Source organism: Halorientalis regularis (genome assembly GCF_023698535.1).
In the GTDB taxonomy this organism is placed as follows: Archaea; Halobacteriota; Halobacteria; order Halobacteriales; family Haloarculaceae; genus Halorientalis; species Halorientalis regularis.
Genome location: NZ_JALJCL010000005.1, coordinates 188,062 through 211,948 on the forward strand (window position 1 = coordinate 188,062; position 23,887 = coordinate 211,948).

Sequence of the window (23,887 nt, forward strand, 5' to 3'; positions counted from 1 at the left end):
ACGTGAACGGAGCGATTCAGCGGCGAGTGAGTACACGTTGGAAGAACGTGGTCATCTTCGTTGCCGCGATGTTCGTGGGAATAATGACGTATCCCGGGGAACTCGTTCACACCCCATCGTACTCGTGCTGTTGCTGATCGCGGTCGGAATCGGGAGGCACGGCTCGGAATAGTGCTTGACGGACCCTCACAGTAGATCCCTTGCAGTACGCGCTCTGTGTACCGTGGGATCCCTGTTGTCACCAGACTTCTGTCGGAGCCAGATCTGCGGACAGGTGATCGCTGCCGATCACTACTGTGCGAACTGCACCCAAAATTTCAAAAACGGCAACAATTCCACTGGAGATCGAACCTATCCGTGCGTCAGTACGCGATCTATTCGGCAGCGCCCGCCAGTTGGTCCATCTCCGTCAGTAGCGGTGTGACCGTCCAGCGGCCGCTTCTATTGGAGAGAGAACGGGGGTTCAAAATGCATACATATGTACTGGACACAGTACGACTAATGGAAGACGAGACGACTCCCCGAGAGAACGATAAACACGGGGCTGACTGGTATCGGACGCTCGTTGCGGAACTAAGCGATCTCGCAACAGTCGTTGCTCCCGACGGGACGATAACGTACGTCAGTCCGGCTGTCACACGGGTTCTCGGCTACGATCCCGACGAATTGGTTGGCCATGAGGGATACGAGTTCGTCCATCCCGAGGACCGGGAACGAAACGCCGATGCGCTGGAGACCGTTCTCTCGAATCCGTCTGAATCCGAGACTGTCGAAGTCCGGTTCCGCCACGCCGACGACTCGTGGCGCTGGATCGAAGCCACAATGCGGAATCGACTTGACGACGAGATCATCGATGGGATTCTCCTCAGCAGTCGGGATATCACCGAGCGAAAGGAATACGAGGCCAGGGCCCAGGAACTCGCCGAAGAGTACGAAGCCCTCTTGCACAACGTCGAGGATGCTATCTTCCTCCTCAATGTCGAAGAGGGTGAGGATAGTGTCCGATTTGAATTTGAACGCCTCAGCCCTTCCTACGAGCGCCAGACCGGAATTACGACAGAGGAAGTACAGGGCCAGACGCCACGAGATGTGTTCGGCGAGGAGCAGGGAGCCGAGCTCGAAGCGAACTATCACCGTTGTGTCAACGCTGGCAAACCTATCTCGTACGAAGAGGAACTCCAGGTCGACGAGGGAGCACGTTTCTGGCAGACGAAACTCGCGCCGGTGGTCAAGGATGGTGACGTTGCGCGTCTGGTTGGGGTCACTCGGAACGTGACCGAACGCGTTGAGCGGGAAAGACAGGTACGCCAGCAGAACGAGCGCCTCGAAGAGTTTGCGAGTGTTGTTTCCCACGATTTGCGCAACCCGCTCAACGTCGCGCAGAGTCGTGCTACGCTCCTTGCCGAGCAGGCAGAAAGCGATCATCTCGATCCGCTCGTGCAGGCGCTCGACCGGATGGAGGCGATTGTCGAGGATACGTTGACGCTTGCTCGCCAGGGCAACACGATAAGCGAAACTGAGTCGATCAACTTGATTGACCTCGTCGGGAAGTGCTGGGGGACAGTCGACACGAAGGACGCGAGCATCGAGATTGTCGACGAGATGGCCTTCCAAGGTGATCGCGACCGGTTACGGCACGTTTTCGAGAACCTGTTCCGCAACGCTGTTGAACACGGTGGGTCCGACGTGACCGTCCGTGTCGGATGTCACGATGGAGATGGGATCTACGTCGAGGACGATGGGCCGGGAATTCCAGTCGGAGAGCGCGAGAAAGTGTTCGATCCCGGCCATTCGTCAGCACGGAGTGGGACTGGTTTCGGGTTGACCATCGTAAAACGGATTGTGGAAGCCCATGACTGGGAGTTGTCTATAACCGATGGAGCCGATGGCGGAGCGCGGTTTGAGATCGAGATGGCGAAGCAGAAAGACTTGGCGTGAGTGCTTGGACGAGGTCTGTCAGCGATATACCGAAAAGTTCGGTAGAAAACCGACGGTAGCGTGTACGAGATATGCGCTTTGTCTGCAGCACGACTTGCTGAACGATACCACAATCTGATAGAACCACCAGCAGTCCGTTAGCAGACGCACTGAGCGGGGAGTTCATTCCTGTCCCAAAATCAACCACCGTCGAACGATACTGTGACAGCCCAAAACAACAGGTCGGCTCGGTCCCGGCGAACGACTGGGGCCGCCACGCTACTTTAGACACTCCCGCCCGTACCACCTGTGAATGAGTGCGCTGTCCCGGCGGTTCTCGGGCGGGGTGTCCAGTCCGGAGCTGGCGGTGTTCGTCTCCGGCGTCGTCAGCATGGGGCTGGAGATTCTCGCGGGCCGGATGGTCGCCCCCCAGTTCGGGAGCAGCATCTACACATGGGGGTCGATCATCGGCGTCTTCCTCGCGGCGCTGTCGCTGGGCTACTACCAGGGCGGGAAGCGGGCCAGTCGGCGCGCCACCGAGGAGCGACTGGTCCGGGTGTTGCTCGCGACGGGGGCGTTCGTCGCCGTCCTCATCCTGGCGGGGGACCTGTTGCTGGCCGGACTCTCGGGGTTCCCGCTCCCGCCGCGCTTTGCCTCCCTGCCCGCGGTGACGGTCCTGTTCGGCCCGCCGACGTACCTGCTGGGATTCATCAGTCCCTACGGCGCGGAACTCTCCCGGAAGGAGAGTACGGGGGCAGCCTCGGGCCACGTCTACGCGGTCGGGACCATCGGGAGCATCGTCGGCGCGTTCGGTGCGACCTTCCTGTTGATCCCATCACTTTCGGTGTCTTTGATCGGGCTCGTCTTCGGCCTCTTGCTCGTGGGCACGTCGCTCGTGATCCTCGCGCCGTCGTTCCCGCGGCGGACGGTGCTGGCGACACTCGTCGTCGGCGTCCTGCTGGTCGGCGCGGTCGCCGTGCCCTCGGCGGGGTACTCCGTCCGCGGGGAGACGGTCTACCAGACCCAGACACCGTATCAGGAACTCGTCGTCGCGGACCTGGGCGACACGCGGACACTCTATCTGGACGGCCAGCCCCACAGCGCGATGGACCTGGAGTATCCGAACCGACACGTCTTCGAGTACACGCGCTACTTCCACGTCCCCTTTCTGCTGGGCGACTGGCGCAACGAGACGACCGCGAGCGCACCGCACCAGTCGGGCGACATCGACAGAGTCCTCTTCATCGGTGGCGGCGGGTTCACCGGCCCCAAGCGGTTCGTGAACGACTACAACGTCACCGTCGACGTGGTCGAGATCGATCCCGAGGTGATCCGCGTCGCGAAGGAGTACTTCGGTGTCGAGGAGGGGCCGCGGCTGAACATCTACAACGCCGAGGGCCGGGAGTTCCTCCGGACCACGGACCGGACCTACGACCTGATCGTCCTCGATGCGTACAAGAAGGACAAGGTGCCCTTCCAGCTCACCACGCGGGAGTTCATGCAGTTGACCGCCGACCGACTCGACGAGGACGGCATCCTGCTGGCGAACATCATCTCCGCGCCGACGGGGCCGGCCTCGCAGTTCTACCGGGCGGAGTACAAGACGATGAACCGGGTGTACCCGCAGGTGTACAGCTTCCCGACGAGTGGCGGGTCGGTCGTCCAGAACATCGAGGTGGTCGCGACGAAATCCGACGCGCGGGTCAGCCAGGCCCAGCTCGAAGCCCGCGACGAGCGCCGTGACATCGGCATCGGGCTCTCGACGGAGTTGGCCGACTACCAGGCCGAGGTCGACACCGGCGGCGTGCCGGTCCTCACCGACGACAGAGCGCCAGTGAACGCGCTGCTGGAGCCGATGGCCGGGCGGCGATACGTCGTCTCACAGACCGGACCGGGTGGGAACGTGACGACCGGTACAGGGTAGGTCAGTGACGCGCGGGGACGCGCTGGGAGGCGACGCGGTAGAGTCTGACGACGACGACGCCGAGGACGAGCACGCCGACGACGCCGAGCAGGACGCCGATAGCGGGGCTGACGAACTCGTAGACCGCGGCGGCGACGGCGAGATCGACCGCGGACAGCGGGAGGGCACGCAGTGCGGGGCGAGGGGAGGGCGCCATCACCTGACCCATCGGCGGATGGTCTCATAAATCTCCTCGAGTGACAAACAGGCGTTGTAGTTACCGCTTGCCTGCACGATTGCCGCCGGTGGGTCGGACGGCACGTCCCCACCGTCGAAAGATTGAACAGACACAGCCACCTGTACTCTGGCAAGCCACCACATGGGGGGTGGCGGGGGACCGCAGGATGGGGATCAGCAATGGCATCGAGTGGCTGTTCGGCTGGCTCGGCGTCGGCCAACAGCCCCACGAGAGCTACGAGTTGACCGAGAGCGACGTATCGGCGATCGAGGACGCGGCGGCCGTCTACCGGAACTACGGCGGGGTCGTGGTACGGACGCGCCCGCCGAGGGATAGCGGCGGGATCGACGCCGCCGTCTCCCTGCTCCAGACGATCCACGACGTGGAAGTACGGCTGGGGGTCGTCAACGAGAGCGAGCATCACGCCCACGAGATCTACGGCGACGGCGACCGGATCGCGTTCCACTGGGTGGCCCCGACCGCGGACGCCGCCGACCGGTTCGACCGCCAGGTGCGCTCGTCCTACGACGGCGTCACCGTCGCGGAGACCGACAGCGCGGTCCCGGAACTCGAAGCCGGCGAGTACGCCGCCGGCGCGAGCTTCGGACTGGCGAGGGAGTTCTGGTATCCCTTCCAGTCGCCGCTGACCGCCGGCGTGGACGGGGAGGAGCTGGCCGACCCCTACGCGGATATCGTGGCCGACGCCGCCGGCACCGACAGGGGCGGCGGGAGCGGCGACGACTGCCGCGTCCTCGTCCAGACGGTGTTCGAGCCGGCCCGGGACGCCTGGTCGCGGGGCGGTCCCTGGGGCCACGACGTGAGCGTGACCGCCTACGAACGCCGGGAGACACACCAGGAACAGAGCCTCAGCGGGGGCGTTCGGACGGTAGAACCGACCCCCCGCGAACAGGCGGTCGGCCGCCTGATCGGCGAGCAGGCCGGGGCACGGGGCTACTACGTGACGATGCGCGTCGTCGCGGTCGCGAGCGATCCCGAGACCGCCAGCCAGCGCGTCCGCCGGATCGCGGCCGGCTACGAGGCCTACACCCACCCGGCGACCGAGCAGGGCCTCGTCGCCACGCCCATCCCACCGGCGAACGTCCCCGACCTCCTCGAAGACGTGGCCGGCCGGGACCACGAGTTCTCGGCGACGGATCGGCTCACACGGCTGAACCCGACGAAGTTCCTCGTGACCGCCCCGGAACTGGCCGGGCTCTGTCACCTCCCGACCGACGCGATCAACGCGCCCGCGGTCGACTGGGCCAACATGGACGCCGGCCCGGGCGTCCCGCCGGCGGCGACCCAGATGGAAGACGTGGCCACGGCCGGCGCGGTCGAGGAGTCGGACAACCGGTTCCAGCCGGTCTCTGCCGCCGACGCCGACGTGAACGTCCCGCTGGACGCCGACAGCGGGTCGAACCGAGCGAGCGAGGGGAGTGGGACCGAGGAACCCGAAACCGGTGCAGACCGGTCCGGGGAGCGCGAGCGATGAGTGACGCGACGGACGAGACGGGGCGCGGAGCGAGCGTCGAACGGATCCGGGACGCCGTCGACGCCGTCGTGACGACCCTCGACGGGCGACAGCTGGCGGCCCCCGACCGCGAGCCCGTCGCCGAGGCGGTGCTGTCGGTGCTGGTCGTGGGCGACCGGCTCACCGTCGATAGCGTCGCCCTGCGGCACGTCCCGCCGGACGCGGACCCGAGCGCGAGCGAACTCGCGACGACGCTGGCCGAATTCGGGGACGCCTTCGACCCGACCGCGCTACGCGAGAGCGTCAGCGACCGCGACCTCCGGCGGCTGGCGGGCCGGCTCGACGACCTCGACGAACGAGTCGCCGACGCCGAACAGTTCCCCTACGAGTTCGTCGAGACCGCGGTCGAGCACGAACACGGCCAGCCGGTCCGGTCGCTGGGGTACCGGTCGGACGACGCCGCGGACGGGAGCCTCGCCGGGGCGACCGAATCGGTGTTCGCCGGGCCCCGCGCCCGCGAGCAGATCGAACAGGTGCCACGGGAGAACCCGGACGCCCCGCTGTTCGTCGGCACCGGAACCCGCGCTGGACGGGACGCCAGCATCGAGAAGGACCACCTGTTTCGCCACCGCGCGATCTTCGGCGTCACCGGCTACGGCAAGTCGACGCTGCTGACCAACGAGTTCAAACAACTCGTCGAGGCCGGCGCAGGGGGCTGTTTCGTCGACCCGAAAGGCGACGACAGCGAGCGACTGGTCGAGATCCTACCCGAGCGCCGCCTGGACGAACTGCGCTGGCTCGAACCCGGGAGCAGCCGTGGTGCGGTCAGCGGCTTCAACTTCCTCGAACTCGATCTCGACCCGGCCGACCCGGCGTACGAGACGGCGCTGGCGGCGCTCATCGAGGACCTGGTGGCGCTTCTGGGCGTGAACGAGGTCTGGGGTCCGCACCTGAACCAGCTGGCCAGCGAGACCGTCACCGCGGTGAACGCGCACAACCGGGCGCGGCCCGACGAACCGGACCTGACGCTGGTCGATTTCGCACACCTCCTCACCGATCCGGCGGCCCGGGAGCGGTTCGCCGAGCGCGTGGCGGCCGCGGACGTCGACCTCGACCCCGACTACGCCGACCGGTTCGGCGCGGTCCCCGAGGCGACGCGGACGGCGGTGCGGGAGGCGCTGGTCCCCTGGATCGAGAACCCGATCACCCGCCGGCTGGTCGCCGCCCGGGACTCGGAGATCAGCGTGCCCCGCGCGGTCGCCGACGGGGAGATTCTGCTCGTGCGGATGGGTGGCGAGCCGAAGGAGCTGAAACGGAAGCTCTCGATGGCGGTCCTGCGCCGGATCTGGAGCGCGATCCGGGCCCGCGCCGAGCGGGATCGCCGGGACCGGGACCCGTTCTACCTGTTCTGTGACGAGTTCGACAACGTGGCGCTGGCCGACGAGACGATCACCGCGATGCTTTCCAAGAGCCGGAGTTACCGCCTCTCGCTCACCTTCTGCACGCAGTACCCCGGCCAGCTCCCGGAGTCGGTCGTCGAGGGACTGGTCTCGAACTGCGACACGGTGGTCTCCTTCAACCCCGGCTCGCGCCGGCAGGCCGAGACCTACAACAGTCAACTCGGTGTGGACGTGGACACGCTGACCGGCGAGTCCAACTACCACGCCTGGCTCCGGACGACGCTCTCGGAGTCGATGGAGCGGTCGGCGGCGTTCCGGGTGTACACGCATCCACCGTTCCCGCCGGTGCGGACCCGCGACGAGCGCGACCGGCTCATCGAGCGGGCGCTGGCCCGCGACGGCTGGGACCCCGTCGACGATCCGGCGACCAGCCGTCTCGACGGCGGCGATCAGGTGTAGTCCGGTCGCTCGGCGTAGTCGATGGGGTCCCGGACGCCGCAGTTCTGGAACGCCTCCAGCCGGAAGGCACAGGCGTCGCAGGTGCCACAGGCTGGCGCGTCGTCGCGGTAACAGCTCCAGGTCGACTCGTAGGGCACGCCCAGTTCGAGGCCGCGCTCGGCGATGTCCGTCTTGGACCACTCGACGAACGGCGCGACGAGGTCGATCTCCGTGTCGGGTTTCGTGCCGGCGTCGATCACGGCCTGAAAGGCGTCGAAGAAGGCGGGTCGGCAGTCGGGGTAGCCCGAGAAGTCCTCGCTGTGAGCGCCGATGAACACGGCCTCGCAGTCGTTGGCCTCGGCGTAGGAGACGGCCATCGAGAGCAGGTTCGCGTTCCGGAACGGGACGTAGGAGGTGGGAATCTCGTCGCTGTCGGGGTCGGCGTCGGCGACCTCCATCTCGTCGTCGGTGAGGCTGGAGGCCCCGATGGCCGCGAGGTGGCCCGTCTCGACGTGGAGGGAGTCCGGAGCGTCGATCTCGGTGGCCAGCGCCTCGGCGCACTCACGTTCCTTGGCCTCGGTCTCCTGGCCGTAGGAGGTGTGCAGGAGGTAGGGATCGTAGCCGCGGTCGATGGCCTCGTAGACGGCGGTCGCGCTGTCCATGCCGCCCGAAACGAGGATCACGGCGCGGCGGTCGTCGTCGCTGTCGGTCGATGCGTCGGCGGTCGAGTCGTCGGGTGGCGTGTCTTCGGTCATGGGTCGATGTGTCGGTCGGCGGTCAGGTTCCCGGCGCGTCGTTCCAGAGGTCGACGTGGAGCCGTGGGGTGTAGCGGTAGCCCCGGTCCAGCGCCAACTCGGCGACGGTCTCGCGCGTCCCGTCGAGTGCGTCCCGGGTCGTCCCCTCGGGCATCAACAGCACGTCGGAGTCGGCGACAGTTGCGCTCGCGGCCTCGCGGACGCGCTCGACGAGTCGGTCGATCTCGGCCATATCGTCGGGGCCGGTGACGACGAACTTCAGCTGGGTGTCGTAGGTCTCGACGAGGCGGGCCAGCGCGTCCAGGTCGAGCCGGTCGGTTTCGTGGCGCTCGGCGGCCGCGGCGTCGACCGGTTCCCCGTCGGGGCGGGGTGTCTCACCCTCGCCTCCGACACGGTCGGCCGAGGGCGTACTGCTGGCCAGTTTCGGGCTGACGCTGGCGAGGTCGATGGGGGCGTCGCGGTAGATCGTCCCGTTGGTCTCGACGGTGGTGTGGTACCCCGCGGCGTCGAGGCGGTCGAGCAGGGTCACCGACTCGTCGTGGAGCAGGGGCTCACCGCCCGTCAGGACGACGTGGTCGGCCCCGTAGTTCCCGACTTCGGCGACGATCTCGTCCAGGTCGAGCCAGGCGTGGGACGGCTCCCAGGAAGTGTGGTAGGAGTCACAGAACCAGCACCGGAGGTTACAGCCGCTAGTACGGACGAACACCGAGGGGACGCCCGCGAGACGGCCCTCGCCCTGCAGCGAGTGGAACAGTTCGTTGATCGGGAGGGCGTCCTCGGTGTCGGTCGCGTCGCCCTCGCCGGCCAAGTCCGCGGGATCGGCGTCGACCGGCATCAGAACCCCGCACAGAGTTCGCCGGTCTCGGCCACCTCGACGGCCACCGCCGAGACAGTGTCGGGGAGACGCGATTCGAGGCGGCGTTCGAGCACGACGCTCATCACCTCGGCCGTCGGCGGGTGATCGAGGACGACCAGCGCGTCGCCGTCGCCGCTCTCCTCGAAGGCCTCGACCAGCGGGTCGCCCCGCTCGACGAGGAAGCGGTGATCCCACTCGTCGATTATCCTGGTAATATCGCCCTTGTCGACGACCCATCCCTCCGCGGTCAGCTCGCCGGTCACGGCGACGCTGATCTCGTAGTTGTGGCCGTGTGGTCGCGCACACTTCCCGTCGTGATGCCGGATCCGATGGCCCGTACTGATGCGTATCGGCCGATCCCGGCCGACGTGGAGCGTCCGCTCGCCCGCGTCCGTGAGAGCGTCGGTGTCACGTCGCTCCCGTGTGGCGCTGTCGGTCATATCCCAGGATTATCAGGCGAATATAAAAAACTATCTCCCGTGGCTGGCCCTCACCCCGTAGTGGTGCCAGCCAGACTCCCGGAAAATCGGTATCAATTGTGGTAACGGCGGCGAACGCTGATGTATGTCGGGCCCTTGCATCCAGTAATGACGGTGCCGGAGTCAGTATCACGCAAAATACTTCCGGAGGCGGTCGTCTACTACGACGATCAGTATCCGGTGGCGGCCGAGGAGTTGCGGCGCGGGCTCCGGTCGCTATCGTCGTTGTCGGTCGAGCAGTTCGGGGCGCTGGACGGGCAGCCCCCCGAGCCGGGCGACGGGCGGTTGACGCTGGTGTTCACCGAGACGGTTCCGGAGCGGGACGGGTTGACCGACCAGCCTGCCATCTGGATCACGACGACGGCGGACGTGGTGACGGCCGGCATCGACCGCGGTGCGACGGCCGTGTTCAACTGGGAGCCCGCGGACGGCTGGGAGATGCTGGAGGCGAAACTCCACCATCGGCTCGACGAGCGCTCGCAGTCGGCCGACGGCGACCGAGCGGTCCCCGAACAGGCGCTCCAGCGGATCAGCGACGGCGTGCTGGCACTGGACGACGAGTTCCGGATCACCTACCTGAACAACGCGATGGCGTCGGTCCTGCGGGACGTGGACGGCGACGTTCGCGGCGATCCGCTCTGGGAGCACCTCTCGCGGGACGTGGCCGAGCGACTCCGGCCGTCGCTCGAACGGGCGATGGACGAGGGCGTGACCGTCACGACGGAGTTCCAGACGGCGGCGACCGAACGGTGGTACGAGGTGACCGCCTACCCCTCGGCGGAGGGCCTGTCGCTGTACGGCCGGGAAGTGACCGAGCGCAAACAGCGCGAGACCGAGCAGGCCCGCTACGAACACCTCGTGAAGACCGTCGGTGACGCCGTCTACATCCTCGATCCGGCGGGCCGGTTCACGTTCGTCAACGACGCGCTCTGTGAGATGACGGGCTACGACCGCGAGGACCTGCTCGGCTCGTCGGTCCACATCATCAAGGACGACGAGACCGTGACGGAGGCCGAGGACGCCCTCCGGGACCTGCTCCGGAAACAGGCCGACAACGGTGGAATGCCCATCGCCAAACTCGACGTAGAACTGCTCACCAGCGACGACGAGCGCATCCCGGCGACCGACCGGATGACCCTGCGCCCCCTCTCCGAGGACGGCGAGTTCACCGGGACCGTCGGCACCCTCCGGGACATTAGCCGCCAGCGCCGCCGGCAGGACATCCTCAGCGGCATCCTCGAAAGCACGCAGGACATGATGGCCGCGACTACGACCGACGAGGTGGCCCAGCTGGTCGTCGACACCATCCGCGAGGTCTTCGAGTTCGATCTCGCCGCCGTCCGCGAACACGACGCCGAGACCGACCAGTTGATCCCGGTGGCCACCTCCGACGGGCTGGCGGACGTGATGGGCGAGCGACCCGCCTACGACCCTGGCGAAGGGGCGGTCGGGACCGCCTACACCGAGCAGCGACTGGTCGTCCGGGAGGACCTCGAAGGGATGGACGACGGCTACGACCGCGGCGGCGTCGAGATCGGTGGCTTCTGTCCGCTGGGCGAGCGGCGCACACTCAGCTTCGGCTCCAGCGACGGCGAGGGGTTCACCGACGACGAACTCCGGCTGGTGGAACTGCTCGCCGAGACCGCCGCCGCGGCCTTCGAGATGGTCACCCGCGAGGAGGAACTCCGGCGCTACGAGGCCGTCGTCGAGGCCGCCGAGGACAAACTGTTCACGCTCGATGCGGACGGGACGATCACGCTCGCCACCGACCAGTTCGCGACCGCGGTCGGCTACGACCGCGAGACGCTGCCCGGCCACGACATCGCGGAGTTCGTCCCCGAGGAGATCGCCGCCGAGATCGGCGACCTGGACCGGCCCAGCGACGTGGAGACCGACCTCCGGAGCCAGGACGGCGACCGCCTCCCCAGCCGGATTCGGACGGCCTGTTTCTCCAGTGCCTACGGGGATGGCGTCGTCGGCACGGTCAAGGACCTCTCGGCGTTGCGCTCGGCCCAGCAGGCCGCCTCGCGCAACCGCCAGCGGTTCACCGAACTGTTCGAGACGCTGTCCGATCCGGTCGCGGACGTGGCGTACGGCGCCGACGGCGCGGTCGTCAGCCGGGCCAACGCCGCCTTCGCCGCGCTCTGTGACGAGACCGAGCGTTACCTCACCGACCGCCCGCTGACGGACGTGCGGACGGCCCTGCCCGAGGGCGTCGCCGAGGCGATGGCACCCGTCACGACGCCGGGTGCGAGCGTCGAGCGTGAGGTGACGACCCAGACCGGCACCGAGCGCAAGCAGTACATCCTGAAGACGGTGCCATACGAGAGCGCCGACGGCGAGCGTGCCTTCGTCGTCCTGACCGACGTGACCGACCTGGCCCAGCGCGAGACCCACCTGCAGGTCCTCCACCGCCTGCTCCGGCACAACCTCCGCAACGAGACCACCGTCATCCAGGGGTACGCCGAGACGCTCCTGCAGAGCGACACCGACGATCAGGTCGACGAGTTCGCCCAGCAGATCTTCGAGGCGAGTTCGTCGCTGGTCGACGCCTCCGACACCGCCCGGACGATCCAACGCGTCCTCCAGATGGACGGCGAGGAAGTGGCCTCGATCCCCGTCACGGAGGCCAGCGCGCAGATCCGCGACGAGGTCCTCGACGGCTACCCCGAGGCCGATCTCGCGACCGTGACCGACGGCACCGTGGCGTTCAGTCACAACCTGCTGGTCGGCGTCGAAGAACTCGTGGACAACGCGGTGGAGCACAGCGGCGAGGGGACACCCGACGTCGGGGTCGAACTCGCGGACGGGCCGGAACCCGACACCGTCACCATCCGGGTCAGCGACGACGGCCCCGGGATTCCCGAATCCGAGTGGGACGTCGTGGCCGGCGAGCAGGAGATTACCCAGCTCCAGCACACCCAGGGACTGGGCCTCTGGCTCGTGCGCTGGGTCGTCGACAAGCACAGCGGCGACCTGACGCTCGAAGAGCGCGCGGACGGCACGACTGTCGCGATCACGCTCCCACGGTGACCTCAGGCGAACTCGACGCCCCCGAAGACGAACCGTGCGCCCGTGCCGTCCCCGTCTCGGTCGGTCGTCGTGACCGACCAGCCGTGTGCCTTCGCGATCTTGGCGACGATAGCCAGTCCGATGCCGGAGCCGCCTTCCTCGCCGGACTCGCCCGGCTCGAACAGCCAGTCGCGGTCGCCGTCGGGGAGTCCGGGGCCGTCGTCGGCGACGACGAAGCCGTCGTCGGTGGTGTCGACCCGGATCGAGACCGGTCCGTCGCCGTGTTCGACCGAATTGCGAAAGAGGTTCTCGAAGAGCTGTCGGAGCCGGCGGGGGTCGGCGACGATTTCGCGGTCGGTCGCGACGGTGAGGGTCGCGTCGCCAGTCTCGACGGTCGACCAGGCATCGTGGGCGACGGTGGCGAGTGAGACCGGTTCGGCCTCGCCGACCATCTCGCCCTCCCGGGCCAGCGTCAGGAGGTCCTCGATGAGGCTCTCCATCCGGGAGAGGGCGCTATCGACCATCTCCAGTTCGTCGCTGTCGCCGTCGGTGCGCAGGAGTTCGAGATAGGAGTGGGCGACGTTCAGCGGGTTGCGCAGGTCGTGGGCGACGATGCCGGCGAAGGTGTCCAGACGCTCGTTTCGCTCCTCGAGTTCGCGCTCGCGAGCGCGAAGCTCCGAGCGGTCCCGGATCGTCCCGAAGTTGTACGGCGTGCCGTCGATCCGGCGGCGGGTCGTCACCGTCGAGACCGGGACCGTCCGCTCCCCCACCGCGTGTTCGGTGTCCGCGGTCCGGGTCTCGCCCTCCGAGAAGGAGCCCCAGTAGTCCTCGAATCGGTCGGCTTCGAGTTCGGTCGCGACCGCCCAGACGGGTCGGCCGACGAGGTCGTTACGCGTCGTCTCCAGCAGGTCCGCGTACGCGGCGTTGACGTATCGGAACACCCCCTCCGCGTCGTAGATCGCGACGCCGACACCGACCGCCTCCACCATCTCCTCGAAGACGGCCGGATCGAGGTCGTCCGAGTAAGAACTGCACATACAGTCGAATTGGTTGGGGGCCACATTAGTTGTCCGACCGCGACCGGAACCGCGAGAGCGGCTCTCGGAGCGCCCACGCGTCGGCCTCGGGATCGAGGGTCGACGGTTCCACACCCGTCTCCGTCACGATTCCGGCGTGGTACAGCATCGTCTTCAGCTGGAACACCGTCGGCGAGTGGTACACCACGCCGTCAGTCAGCGCGTCTCGCTGGAGGTCACCCTCGGCAGTCAGAACCCGCTGGCGCACGTCGTCGGTCCCCCGGAGGAACAACTCGACGGTGAACGTCGGGTGGGTCTCGTGACAGTACTCGACGAGTTCGACCAGTGACGGCTCGGGCTGGCCGTCGTCGGCCAGCCGCTGGAGCCGGTCGACCAGCAGTTGCGTCGCGGGGTACTGGTACACCACGCGGCGGGTGAGCTGGCCCCAGCGCGGCGCGAGGTCGCAGAACCGCTTTTGCGAGCGTTTCCACTCGCGGAACTGGTCGAGTGCCGCGTCGACGCTCCCGTACGCCCGGAGGCCGAAGCGGACGACTTCCTCGCCCAGCGGCGTCAGCCGTGGGCCGTCGTGGCGGTCCTCGATCAGGTCGAGGAAGGCCGCGCCGACCCGGGCCGCGTCGGTCGCGCCGACGACCCGCTCGGCCAGCACCGCCTCGGTGTCTCCCTCGTGGACCAGCGCCAGCGGGTAGGCGAGGTAGTTCTTCGGGTGGTTCAGCCCGAAGTTCCGGTCGGCGACGCCCTGAGCGCTGGCCTGGAAGCGGATGGCGTCGGCCTCGCCGGTCGGCCGCGCGCCCACGGCGCGGGGTCGGACCTCGGGCGTGACCGTGCCGTCTTCGGCGACGGCCAGAATCCCGACGTTCACCTCCCGTGCCAGCGTCAGCGCCGACTGCGGGATCGACCCGGCCGGCGCGGCGACCATGGCGACGTTGGCCTCGTCCAATCGGTCGTAGGCCTGGACGATGCCCCGCTCCACGTCGGCGGTTCCCGTCGCCGTCCGGCCCTTGGCCTCGACGGCCAGCAGGGGCGGGTGATCGCCCACGCGGTCGACCGCCAGGAGGTCGTTTTCGAGCGCAGGTACGCCCACCAGATCGGGATACCCCGACCCCACCTGGACGTGGTTGAACGGGGCGAGCAGGTCCTGGAGGTCGGGGTCGATGCGGCGGTCGTCGATCCAGCGGTCCTGTGCGAACTGGGTGTCGACGACGGCGTAGGCGTCGGTGCCGTCCTCGGGGAACAGGTGCGCCTTCGCGCCCGCGAGGACGTGCGGTTCCGTCAGCGCCGCGGTTGCCATGGCTGGGTTTGGGCGAGCCCCGACAAGAAGACTTGGACCGCCACCCTCGCGCGCAACGTTTGTGTCCGCTCGGCCCCTGAAGCGGGTATGTCGACTGCCGACGATCACCGCTCACGGGCCGTCGCCGCACTCGCGGATCGGGACTACGAATCAGCCGGCGACGCGTACACGCGCTCCGCGTGGGCGCGCCTCGCGGAGCCACGGGCGGGACAGAACCCGTTCGAGGCCGACGAGAACGGCTGGGTCGGGAAGGGACTCGCGTCGCTCGTGATCGCGGCCGTGGCCTATCGCGTCGCGGACCGGCCGTCGCGTGCCACGCACCGGGGCGTGGAGGGCGTCGCAGTCGCTCGCGACCTCGACCGGGCGCTCGATCACCCCGTCCAGCGCGCCTGTCTCGACGAGTTCGTCGCGGACTGTCGGGTCGCGGGCGGGCTGGACGACGCCGCCACGGCCTACGGCGAGGCCGCCGAGGCCTACGAGGCGGCCGCCGACGCGGTCGAGAGCCCCCAGCGCTGGGGGACGACGCCGCTGTTCGAGGCCGCCGCGGGGCCGCTCCAGCAGGCGGCCCGGAGCGTGGCCAACGGCGAGATCGCGATCGCCTGGGAGGACCTCCACGGGTCGGACCCGTCGAACCCGGGGCCGTTCCTCGCTCACCGGGCCCGGTACAAGCGCCGGCGGTTTCCGGAACTCCTCGATCGGGTCCTCGCCGACGGGCATCTGGCCGCGCCCCGGGGCACCACCGAGTACGACAACGCGAACCACCGCTGTCCGGCCTGTGACGCGACGGACGTGAACTGGGTCGCCGGCCACACCCTCTGTCTGCGGTGTTCGACGCCGATGACCGACCAGTGACCGACGCGCCGTCGCCCGCACCCGCCCCGCTCTCGCGCGACGGTCTGCTGGCCGGCGGCGCGCTGACGGCGCTGCTCGTCGTCGGTACCCTGACCGGCGACGGCGGGCTCGTTCTCGATCCGCGGGCCGTCGTCGTCGGCGTCGGTGGCGCGCTCGCAGTCGAAGCGGCCTTCCTCCGCTACCCCGAGCGACTGCTCGGACTGTGGGCGCGGCCCGCGGTCGCGCTCGCCGGCGTCGGTGCAGTGGCCGGCCTCGGCGTGCTGGCGCTGTGGGCCGCCCGGTGGCTCCTGGGTGCGCTGATCTGGGGGCTGGGGACCTACCTCGGCCTGCTGGCCTGTGTTTTGCTCGGAGTCGGGAACCCGCTGGCGGTACTCCCGGGGCTGGGCGGTCGGAGTGAAGACTGAAAACCGCTACGAGAGTCCTCAGGAGAGGTCCGGGACGACGGGTGCGTCGCGTTCCGCGAGTACCACTTTGCCGTTCGATGCCGTCGTCGCGCGCCCGCCGTCGGGCTGGACGCGTCGCGTGGGCGTCTCCGGAACCATCGGGGCTGGTCGACCGTCGGCGTCTGTCCGCTGTCGAGCTGTCATTGTGGTACTCACGGACTTCCGTCCGTACCCAACTCTGTGACGTCCAGGATGTTAAACCTCATGGTCTTTCATTACGTTAGTGAGTCACTACCACACGGTAGGCCTGCACCGGTCGACGGCATCTGGCCGGCGGTGTGGGAACGGATACTGCCAGCACCGACGACCGCGACGACGGCCGTCCGACTGGCGTCCAGCGCGCATCGGTTGCCGTAGGTGGCCACACCGTGTCGCTCATTATCGTTTGGCCCGTACTCAGATCGTGACTGAGTCGAATGGAGCGAGCGACGGGTACCCGGTCTCGGACCTGCCGACGCCGGACCCGTCGTACGGCCCGGGTGACGCCATCGGGATCCAGCTCGACGCGCTGGGATCGAACGACGAACCGCGCCACGACGCCGGGATCATGACGGCGTACAACTTCGCGTCGCCAGCCAACCGCCGGGCGACGGGGCCGCTGGAGCGGTTCACCACGATGGTCCGGTCCCACCGGTACCGCCCGCTGATCGATTTCGACGACGAGGCGACGGGCCCGGTCGAGCGCGACGGCAACTACGCCACACAGCGGGTGACGGTGACCGGCCACGGCGGCCGGACGGTCACTTACGAGTTCGCGGTCTCCCTGCAGGCCAGCGGTCGGTTCCACGGCTGCTGGCAGACCGACGGCGTCCGGGTCGTGGGGCCGGCGGAGTCGTCGAGGAACGACCCCTTTTGATCGTCAAGCACGTAGGCCGGTGCGTGACGAGCGACCAGTACGCCGCCGCGACGAGGTCGCCGACAGACACGGACGTCGAGCGCCCGGCCGACCGGTCGACCGAGCCCGCGGCCATCGCCGTCGAGGGGCTCACCAAGCGGTTCGGGAGCGGCGACGACCCCGTGACGGCAGTCGACGACGTCTCGCTGCGAATCGACCCCGGGTCCGTGGTCGGCCTGCTCGGCCCGAACGGTGCCGGGAAGACGACGACGATCAAATCGATCCTGGGGATGGTGCTGCCCGACGCGGGCACCGTCCGGATTCAGGGGGTCGACGTGGCCGAGGCCCCCCGGCAGGCTTACGCCCGCGTCGACGCGATGCTCGAGGGGGCGCGCAACGACTACTGGCGGCTCACCGTCCGGGAGAACCTGCGCTATTTCGCCACCATCGGCGGCGTCGCCCCCGACTCCGTGGCCGACCGCCACGACCGCCTGCTCGACCAGTTCGGCCTCGCCGAGAAGGCGGACGTGCCCGTCCGGAACCTCTCCCGGGGCATGAAACAGAAGGTGTCGCTGGCCAGCGTTCTCGCCAGCGACGCCGACGTGGTCTTTCTCGACGAGCCCACGCTGGGGCTGGACGTGGAGAGTTCGCTGACCCTGCGCCGGGAACTCCGGCGGATCGTCGAGGAACGCGGCCTGACCGCCGTCATCAGCAGTCACGACATGGACGTGGTCGAAGCCGTCTGTGATCGGGTCGTCATCATGAACGACGGCCGCATCGTGGCCGACGACACCGTGGCGAACCTCCGGCAGGGGTTCGAGACCAGTGCGTTCCGCCTCACCAGCCCCGACCTCGACGCCGACACGCTCGCGACCGTCCGCGACCGCTTCGACGTGACCGACGCGACGACCCGAGAGGGAACCACGACCCTCGAAGTCGCGACCGACAGCGACGGGTTCTACGAACTGACCGCCCTGCTCCGGGAGCGGAACGTCACCCTCGCCAGCGTCGCGACGGTCGAACCGGACCTGGAGGACGTGTTCGTCGAGTTGACCGGCGAGAACGAAACCGGGCACGATGGCGGTGACTCCCGGTGAGCGACGCCCCCGTCGAGAGCCGCCCCGCCGGCTACCTCGATCTCGCGAAAGCGGTCCTCTACCGGGAGTACCTGATCTTCGTCCGCTACCCCGCCAACGCCGCCGGGGGCCTCGTCTTCTCGCTGGTCTTTTTCGCCCTGCTCTTTTACGGCGGGCGGATGCTCGCCGGCCAGGCGCTCACCGACTCCATCGAGGGCATCGTCGTCGGCTACTTCCTGTGGACACTCTCGGTCGGCGCGTACTCCTCGATCTCCAACGACATCGGCAGCGAGGTCCAGTGGGGTACCCTCGAACGGCACATCATGACCCCCTTCGGGTTCGCCCCCGTCGCCCTGCTGAAAGGCGTCGCGAAGGTCGTCCGCACCTTCCTGATCTCGTCGGTGATCCTCGCGGTCATGCTCGTGATTACGGGGACGACACTCCAGTTGAACCTCCTGACGACCGTCGTCGTCGCCGTCCTGAGCATCACCTCCGTGCTGGGGCTGGGCTTCGCCGCCGGCGGCGTCTCCGTGCTGTACAAGCGCATCGGCAACTGGCTCAACCTGCTCCAGTTCGGGTTCATCGTCCTGATTTCCGCCCCCGCCTTCGATCTGGGCTGGACCCGCTTCCTCCCGCTGGCCCAGGGGAGCGCGCTCCTCCAGCGGGCCATGATCGACGGCACGCGCCTCTGGGACTTCCCGCTGGTCGACCTGGCCGTACTGGTCGGCACCGCCGTCGGCTACCTCGCGCTCGGCTACCTGATCTTCCAGCGTGCGACCCGCCGGGCGCGACGGCTGGGCGTCCTTGGCGACTACTGAGCGGTTTTGTGCCGGCGGCCCCTACACCGCGTGTGAACCACGACCGGATCCACGCCCGCGAGCCGACCCACGACCACGACCGGTGGACGACCGGCCGGATCACCGCCCTCGACGAGCGGGACGGCCACTGCGTCGTCACCGTCGACGACGACGGCACCGCCGTCGACCTAATGGTCACCCTCGCCGTCCGGGACCTGTTCGTCTCCCGGCTCGACATCCCCGCCGACGCCTCGCCCGTCGGCGAACGGGTCTGGTACCGGAAGAAAGGCGGCCGATGAACCGCCGTCTCGGCCGCCCGGAACACAGCCGTTATGCCCGCTGGCCCCCTCCCGTCGGTGATGACTGGCTGGCCCGATATCGATATCACGGACGCCGAGGCAGTGGCCGACCGCCGCGACGAGGTGGTGGCCGCAGTTCGCGACCACGCGGGGCAGATCGCCTACGCCCTCGCCCGCCTCCAGGGCGGTGACTACGGCCAGCGGACCGTCGACACCGACGACGGGGCGTGGACGGTCAAGTACGAGGCCGGCGATCTGGAGTACCTCCGGTTCGACCCGAAGTCGGGGAGCGAGGTCTACGTCGTCTCGACGAAACAGCCGCCCGAACCCGAACCGCTGGCGACCGCGCTGGCCGACTACGACGCCTTCGTCGCCGCGTTCGACGAGCACGTCGCGAGCCTGGCGGGCGTCCTCGACGGTTCGCCGACCGAGTTCCCCGACCCCGCGCCTGTGGACGGCGTCGTCGCCGAGCGTGACCGTATCGTCGGCGCGATCCGTGACACCTGCGACGCTATCGCCCACGCCCTCCGCCGGTACGAGGGCGGCGACTACGGCACCTTCGCCACCCGCGTCGACGGCACCCGCTGGGAACTCAAGTGGGACGAGGACGGCACGTCCTACCTCCGGGTCGGCGGCGAGGGCGGCATCTACCTGCTCTCCCAGTACGCTCCGCCGGCCGCGCCCGACCTCCGGGAGTACGCGCCCCAGTTCTCCGGCTTCGTCGACGCCTACAACGAGTACGTCGACGACCTCGAATCCGACCTCGCAACCGTCTCGCTGTGAGCGGCGCAACCATCCTGCCGGCCGTCCGGGAGGAGTTCGTTTCGGAGCCAGTTTTGGGAAACTGGGAACGAACGATCCGTTCTTTGCCGTCCAACCCGACTAGACGGACATGACCCCCGCACAGACCGATCCGGCCGCGACACTGACGGTCGCACGCTATCTCGGCTATCTGACCGTCGTGGCCGCCGCCGGCTGTTTGCTCTGGTATCTCAGGCAGTACGCGCGCCGGATTCTGGCCGGCCCCTACCGCGAGCGGTGGCGCTACCTCGCCGTCGGCATCGGCGCGGCCGCCGTCTACGGCCTCGCGGGCATCGCCGAAACCGCCGGCGTCGCCCCCGCGGGCTCCTTCCGCCGTGGGGCGACCCTGTTCGTGTTCCTCTTCGCCGCCATCGGCGTCCGGGCCATCCACCGCTCGGTCGGCGGCCCCTCCCTGCTCAGCGACGACACGCTCCAGTGGGTCGGCCCGACCGTCGTCGCCGGCTTCGTCGCCGCCTGGTGGCTGGCCTACCTGTTCGCCAGCGCCACCGCCGTCGCCGGCCTCGAAGTCGTCGGCCTCCTGCTCGCCACCGCCTACACCCTCTACCACGCCGTCGGCACCGTCCGCACCGAGGAGGGGACCAGCATCGCCGCGTTCACCCGCCAGTTCACGCCAGCCCTGCTCGCCTTCGCCGTCGTCGCCGTCGCCGACCACGCCGTCGCGCTCTCGCTCCCCGGCGCACCGCTGGGCGACGGCCTCGCGCTCGTCGGCACGGTGCTGGCCGGTGCCTTCCTGTTCACCACCGCCGTCGCCATCCGCCAGCAGGGCGGCGAGGTCCAGCGCCTCTACGACCCGACGACCTGGCGACGGGCCGGCGAGGACGGGCCAGCACCGCGGGACTCGCCGGCCGAGGCTCCGACTGCCGAGGAACAGCCGACCGACGACTGATCAGCACAGCGGCGTCTCACACTGCCGGCAGAACGAGAAAGTCGGCTCGTTCGCCGTCCCGCAGTTCAGACACGCCACTTCGTCGTCGGTGTCGCCGAAGTCGAGGTCGAGGTGTGACCCCTCGCGGGACTCGGCGCGAGCAGTTCCGTAGGCACTGGTCTCCGACAGCAGCGAGTCCTCGTGGTGCCACCCCCGGTAGAGGTACGGGACGACACCGAGCGTCGCCACGGCGACCCAGACGAACGCGCTCATGTCTATCCCGAGTCGATTCCCGCTTCAAAACGCGTCGGTTCGCGGGAATATTGCGACGGGATAGCAGGGGACAGCACGCGCGCAATCGGCTCCCTGTCGTTCCTGGACGCCGACACGCTTCGCTGCTCGGTTGTTGGTCGCAGAGAAGTAGTCCCCACAGGATTCGAACCTGTGTCGAAGCCCCCAGAAGGCTTCAGGATTGGCCACTACCCCAGGGGACTGATACGTTCCCGTTAGACACCCATACTGGGTCTCTCACGAGGTAATTCACAGTTGGCCACTACGATTTATATGTGTTGCGGAGTCGGGCGACCAGTCGCACGCCGGTGGTTGTTCGGAGATCGGGCCTCTCGTAGTGTTCTTTTCGGTGACAGTTCGCACACAACACGTCACACTTCTCGATCTCCGACCGAAGGCGGTCCTTCCCGTAGCCCGACGTTACCATCGTGGAAATTTCCATCTCCTTCTCCACGGGTTTCCGGTGGTGAAGATCGAGACACGCTGGGTCATCTTCACCGCACTCCCGACATCCCCGCTCTCGTGTCTGTTCGTTCACCCACAGGCGCAACCGTCGCCGCCGCTGTAGGGACCGCGCCGTATTCCGCTCCCGATTCCGGTAGTGCCAGCGCTGGTCCTGGCTCAATTCGTCCCACTCGATCCCGTCGGGCAGGTCGAGGCCGTCCGGTTTCGGCTCGACTCGTGACCCTCGCGAGTGGTTCGTCTCCAGTCCGGCCAGGCGTTTGGCGTCGTTCCAGCCGCCACACTGCCGGAGGATCGTCGATGCCGCCGGCGTCAGGCCGAGATTCTCGTACTGGGCTTTCGTCGGCGAGTCGCCGAGCAACTGGGCAGCCTCCCTGAGCGCGCGAATACAGTCGTCTTCGGTGACCATCCGTGCGCCGCTGGTCCCGGCCTCGTATTTCAGCGCGTGGCCGCCACCGAACCCAACCCACATATCGCCGGCATACCGAGGACACAGCCATGAACCTCGATACGTACCTCGTCACGGCCGAGGCGATCTCGGCGGGCCGCTCGACGGTCGAGATCGTCGAAGCGGCCATCGACGGGGGGATCGACGTGGTGCAGTTGCGCGAGAAGGAGATGAGTGCGCGAAAGCGCTACGACCTCGGGCTGGAACTGCGCGATCTGACCCGGGAGGCGGACGTCCCGCTGCTCGTCAACGACCGGATCGACCTGGCGGCGGCCATCGACGCCGACGGCGTCCACCTCGGCGACGCGGATCTGCCGATCTCCGTGGCCCGCGACCAGCTGGGCGAGGACGCCATCGTCGGCCGGTCGGTCTCGACGCCCGAGGCCGCCCGCGAGGCCGAACGGAGGGGGGCTGACTACCTCGGCGTCGGCGCGGTCTACCCGACGGACTCGAAGGACACCGACCCCGAGGGGACCGAGATCGGACTCGACCGGATTCGGGCGGTAGCCGAGGCTGTCGAGATTCCCTCCGTCGGCATCGGCGGCGTGAAACCCGACAACGCCGCGGCGGTGATCGAGACCGGGGCCGACGGCGTGGCGGTCATCTCGGCGATCACGGCCGCCGACGACCCCGCGGCGGCGACCCGTGCACTCGGCGCGGCGGTCGAGCGCGGCCGCGAGTGACTCTGTGCGGTCCCATCGCGGGTGGCGGCGACGAAAGCGATCAGTCCTCGGCGGGTTCCATCTCGAAGTCGTCCAGCGTGTGGCCGTGGCGGACGAGTCGCTCGGCGACGAACAGCTTCTTCGTGCGGTCGAGTCGGTTCCAGTCCAGCTCCGCGGGCGGCTCGTCTTCGAACCGCTCGAACTGGTTGAGGACGGTCCCGTTGACGAAGCGTGCGAACTCGTCGCAGGTATCGCAGGTCCGCGAGAGGTGGGACACGTTGAAGCGGCGAGTCACCTCGCGGTCGAAGCAGTTCACACAGCGGTAGGCCTGCGGATCGGTCACGAGACGGCTAGGGCCTTGGGCCGGTTGTACCTGTGGGTCCGGGGCGGTCGCAGGTAGAGTTATTTCGGTGCCGGACGAGAGCCCCACCGTGACAGAGTACACCACGATCGAGTACGAACGCGACGGGGCCGCGGCTCACGTCCGCCTCGACCGCCCCGACGCGATGAACGCGCTGAACGAGACGCTACTCGGAGAGTTCGAGGACGCGCTCGACCGGGCCGCCGCCGACGAGGAGGTTCGGGTGGTCGTCGTCGCTGGCTACGGGAAGGCCTTCTCGGCGGGCTACGACATCGGCGCGGACGAACCGGAGCGGTCGGTCGACGACCGCATCCGCGACCAGCGGACCCACCTGGAGGCGATCTTCTCCGCGCGACTGCCCGTGATCGCCGCCGTCGACGGCCCCGCGCTGGCCGGCGGGTGCAACCTCGCGCTGGCCTGTGACCTGACGTTCGCGACCGAGCGCTCCGAGTTCGGCTATCCGGACATGCACTTCGGCGAACCCCCGCCCAAGTTCGTCCTCCCGTTCGTCACCGACTCGCTGAAACACGCCCGCGAGTTGCTCTACACCGGCAAGACCGTCGACGCAGACGAGGCCCACCGGATGGGGCTGGTCAACCGCGTCGTCCCCGACGGCGAGCTGGGTGCGGCCGTCGACGAGGAGGTCGACCACATCCGCAAGACGCCGAGCGCCGCGGTCGCGCTGGTCAAGGACATGGTCAACGACGTCCAGGAGACCCAGGGCTATCGGCGGTACGGCCGCCTCGACGAGGCGCTGGGGACGCTCACGATGGAGAGCGAGACGGCGACCCGGTTCCGCGAGATCCGGGACGAGAAGGGCCTTCAGGCCGCCCTGGAGTGGGTCCACGGGACCGACAAGCCGTGATCGGCGGGGGCAGTC

General features: G+C 68.3%; 24 protein-coding genes. 15 read left to right on the plus strand and 9 right to left on the minus strand.

Annotation, left to right across the window (positions count from 1 at the left end; genetic code table 11):
* Positions 1 to 501: 501 nt before the first annotated feature.
* Together MU521_RS08365 and MU521_RS08370 are read left to right on the plus strand one after the other, a co-directional pair.
* On the plus strand, positions 502 to 1,938 hold the full coding sequence (locus tag MU521_RS08365) for a PAS domain S-box protein (RefSeq protein WP_092690314.1): 1,437 nt from the start codon (positions 502 to 504) through the stop codon (positions 1,936 to 1,938).
* A gap of 292 nt (positions 1,939 to 2,230) precedes the next feature.
* Positions 2,231 to 3,841, plus strand: coding sequence for a spermidine synthase (locus MU521_RS08370; protein ID WP_092690311.1), 1,611 nt, complete (start codon positions 2,231 to 2,233; stop codon positions 3,839 to 3,841).
* A 1-nt stretch (position 3,842) separates the two neighbouring features.
* Here MU521_RS08370 and MU521_RS08375 read toward each other — a convergent pair whose 3' ends face one another.
* Entirely contained in the window at positions 3,843 to 4,037 is a 195-nt protein-coding gene (locus tag MU521_RS08375; RefSeq protein WP_092690308.1) for a hypothetical protein, read from the minus strand.
* A gap of 187 nt (positions 4,038 to 4,224) precedes the next feature.
* Between MU521_RS08375 and MU521_RS08380 the strand changes: the two genes are divergently transcribed.
* Both MU521_RS08380 and MU521_RS08385 read left to right on the plus strand, forming a co-directional pair.
* Positions 4,225 to 5,550: a DUF8128 domain-containing protein gene (locus MU521_RS08380; RefSeq protein WP_092690305.1), complete on the plus strand. Its 1,326-nt coding sequence runs from the start codon at positions 4,225 to 4,227 to the stop codon at positions 5,548 to 5,550.
* The gene (locus MU521_RS08385) at positions 5,547 to 7,388 is read left to right on the plus strand and encodes a type IV secretory system conjugative DNA transfer family protein (protein WP_092690302.1); all 1,842 of its coding nucleotides are present in this window, start codon (positions 5,547 to 5,549) and stop codon (positions 7,386 to 7,388) included. Before MU521_RS08380 ends, MU521_RS08385 begins: the two co-directional genes overlap by 4 nt.
* On the opposite strand, the gene queC is transcribed toward MU521_RS08385, so the two are convergent.
* From queC to MU521_RS08400, 3 genes are read right to left on the minus strand one after another with little or no spacing between them, the layout of a single operon-like run.
* The gene (gene queC / locus MU521_RS08390; RefSeq protein ID WP_092690300.1) at positions 7,379 to 8,122 is read right to left on the minus strand and encodes a 7-cyano-7-deazaguanine synthase QueC; all 744 of its coding nucleotides are present in this window, start codon (positions 8,120 to 8,122) and stop codon (positions 7,379 to 7,381) included. The genes MU521_RS08385 and queC overlap by 10 nt on opposite strands.
* A gap of 22 nt (positions 8,123 to 8,144) precedes the next feature.
* Complete coding sequence (locus MU521_RS08395; RefSeq protein ID WP_092690297.1) at positions 8,145 to 8,957, minus strand: 7-carboxy-7-deazaguanine synthase QueE; 813 nt, start codon at positions 8,955 to 8,957, stop codon at positions 8,145 to 8,147.
* Positions 8,957 to 9,418 (minus strand): 6-pyruvoyl trahydropterin synthase family protein, encoded by a 462-nt coding sequence (locus tag MU521_RS08400; RefSeq protein ID WP_092690294.1) that lies wholly within the window; start codon positions 9,416 to 9,418, stop codon positions 8,957 to 8,959. The genes MU521_RS08395 and MU521_RS08400 overlap by 1 nt, the downstream gene beginning before the upstream one ends.
* Before the next feature lie 147 nt (positions 9,419 to 9,565).
* On the opposite strand from MU521_RS08400, the gene MU521_RS08405 reads away from it, so the two are divergent.
* Positions 9,566 to 12,490 (plus strand): PAS domain-containing protein, encoded by a 2,925-nt coding sequence (locus MU521_RS08405; RefSeq protein ID WP_175452819.1) that lies wholly within the window; start codon positions 9,566 to 9,568, stop codon positions 12,488 to 12,490.
* A gap of 2 nt (positions 12,491 to 12,492) precedes the next feature.
* Here the strand turns inward: MU521_RS08405 and MU521_RS08410 are convergent, their stop codons facing one another.
* Entirely contained in the window at positions 12,493 to 13,506 is a 1,014-nt protein-coding gene (locus MU521_RS08410) for a PAS domain-containing sensor histidine kinase (protein ID WP_092690289.1), read from the minus strand.
* A gap of 25 nt (positions 13,507 to 13,531) precedes the next feature.
* On the minus strand, positions 13,532 to 14,794 hold the full coding sequence (locus MU521_RS08415) for a hypothetical protein (protein ID WP_092690286.1): 1,263 nt from the start codon (positions 14,792 to 14,794) through the stop codon (positions 13,532 to 13,534).
* Positions 14,795 to 14,881: 87 nt separating this feature from the next.
* Between MU521_RS08415 and MU521_RS08420 the strand changes: the two genes are divergently transcribed.
* The 8 genes from MU521_RS08420 to MU521_RS08455 all read left to right on the plus strand — a co-directional run bounded on the left by MU521_RS08420 (position 14,882) and on the right by MU521_RS08455 (position 20,804).
* Positions 14,882 to 15,646 carry a hypothetical protein gene (locus MU521_RS08420; RefSeq protein ID WP_092690284.1) on the plus strand — a complete coding sequence of 255 codons (765 nt, stop codon included), beginning with the start codon at positions 14,882 to 14,884 and terminating at the stop codon, positions 15,644 to 15,646.
* Complete coding sequence (locus MU521_RS08425; protein WP_092690281.1) at positions 15,643 to 16,050, plus strand: hypothetical protein; 408 nt, start codon at positions 15,643 to 15,645, stop codon at positions 16,048 to 16,050. Before MU521_RS08420 ends, MU521_RS08425 begins: the two co-directional genes overlap by 4 nt.
* Before the next feature lie 442 nt (positions 16,051 to 16,492).
* Positions 16,493 to 16,945, plus strand: coding sequence for a DUF4864 domain-containing protein (locus MU521_RS08430; RefSeq protein WP_092690278.1), 453 nt, complete (start codon positions 16,493 to 16,495; stop codon positions 16,943 to 16,945).
* 23 nt (positions 16,946 to 16,968) lie between these two features.
* Entirely contained in the window at positions 16,969 to 18,021 is a 1,053-nt protein-coding gene (locus MU521_RS08435; protein ID WP_092690276.1) for an ABC transporter ATP-binding protein, read from the plus strand.
* The gene (locus tag MU521_RS08440; RefSeq protein ID WP_092690273.1) at positions 18,018 to 18,818 is read left to right on the plus strand and encodes an ABC transporter permease; all 801 of its coding nucleotides are present in this window, start codon (positions 18,018 to 18,020) and stop codon (positions 18,816 to 18,818) included. Before MU521_RS08435 ends, MU521_RS08440 begins: the two co-directional genes overlap by 4 nt.
* Before the next feature lie 32 nt (positions 18,819 to 18,850).
* Positions 18,851 to 19,096, plus strand: a complete 246-nt coding sequence (locus MU521_RS08445; protein ID WP_092690271.1) for a DUF7861 family protein — start codon at positions 18,851 to 18,853, stop codon at positions 19,094 to 19,096.
* Positions 19,097 to 19,156: 60 nt separating this feature from the next.
* The gene (locus MU521_RS08450) at positions 19,157 to 19,879 is read left to right on the plus strand and encodes a profilin-fold protein (protein WP_175452818.1); all 723 of its coding nucleotides are present in this window, start codon (positions 19,157 to 19,159) and stop codon (positions 19,877 to 19,879) included.
* Positions 19,880 to 19,988: 109 nt separating this feature from the next.
* Positions 19,989 to 20,804 carry a hypothetical protein gene (locus tag MU521_RS08455; RefSeq protein ID WP_092690269.1) on the plus strand — a complete coding sequence of 272 codons (816 nt, stop codon included), beginning with the start codon at positions 19,989 to 19,991 and terminating at the stop codon, positions 20,802 to 20,804.
* Here MU521_RS08455 and MU521_RS08460 read toward each other — a convergent pair whose 3' ends face one another.
* Both MU521_RS08460 and MU521_RS08465 read right to left on the minus strand, forming a co-directional pair.
* Positions 20,805 to 21,056 (minus strand): DUF7577 domain-containing protein, encoded by a 252-nt coding sequence (locus tag MU521_RS08460; protein WP_092690266.1) that lies wholly within the window; start codon positions 21,054 to 21,056, stop codon positions 20,805 to 20,807.
* Between the two features lie 280 nt (positions 21,057 to 21,336).
* A complete protein-coding gene (locus tag MU521_RS08465) occupies positions 21,337 to 22,008 on the minus strand; it encodes a homing endonuclease associated repeat-containing protein (protein WP_175452817.1) in 672 nt (223 codons plus the stop codon).
* 26 nt (positions 22,009 to 22,034) lie between these two features.
* Here MU521_RS08465 and thiE point away from each other — a divergent pair, with 26 nt between their 5' ends.
* Positions 22,035 to 22,667: a thiamine phosphate synthase gene (thiE, locus tag MU521_RS08470; protein WP_092690264.1), complete on the plus strand. Its 633-nt coding sequence runs from the start codon at positions 22,035 to 22,037 to the stop codon at positions 22,665 to 22,667.
* Between the two features lie 40 nt (positions 22,668 to 22,707).
* Here thiE and MU521_RS08475 read toward each other — a convergent pair whose 3' ends face one another.
* A complete protein-coding gene (locus tag MU521_RS08475; protein WP_092690261.1) occupies positions 22,708 to 22,989 on the minus strand; it encodes a hypothetical protein in 282 nt (93 codons plus the stop codon).
* Positions 22,990 to 23,077: 88 nt separating this feature from the next.
* On the opposite strand from MU521_RS08475, the gene MU521_RS08480 reads away from it, so the two are divergent.
* Positions 23,078 to 23,872, plus strand: a complete 795-nt coding sequence (locus MU521_RS08480) for an enoyl-CoA hydratase/isomerase family protein (protein WP_217630120.1) — start codon at positions 23,078 to 23,080, stop codon at positions 23,870 to 23,872.
* Positions 23,873 to 23,887 lie beyond the last annotated feature (15 nt).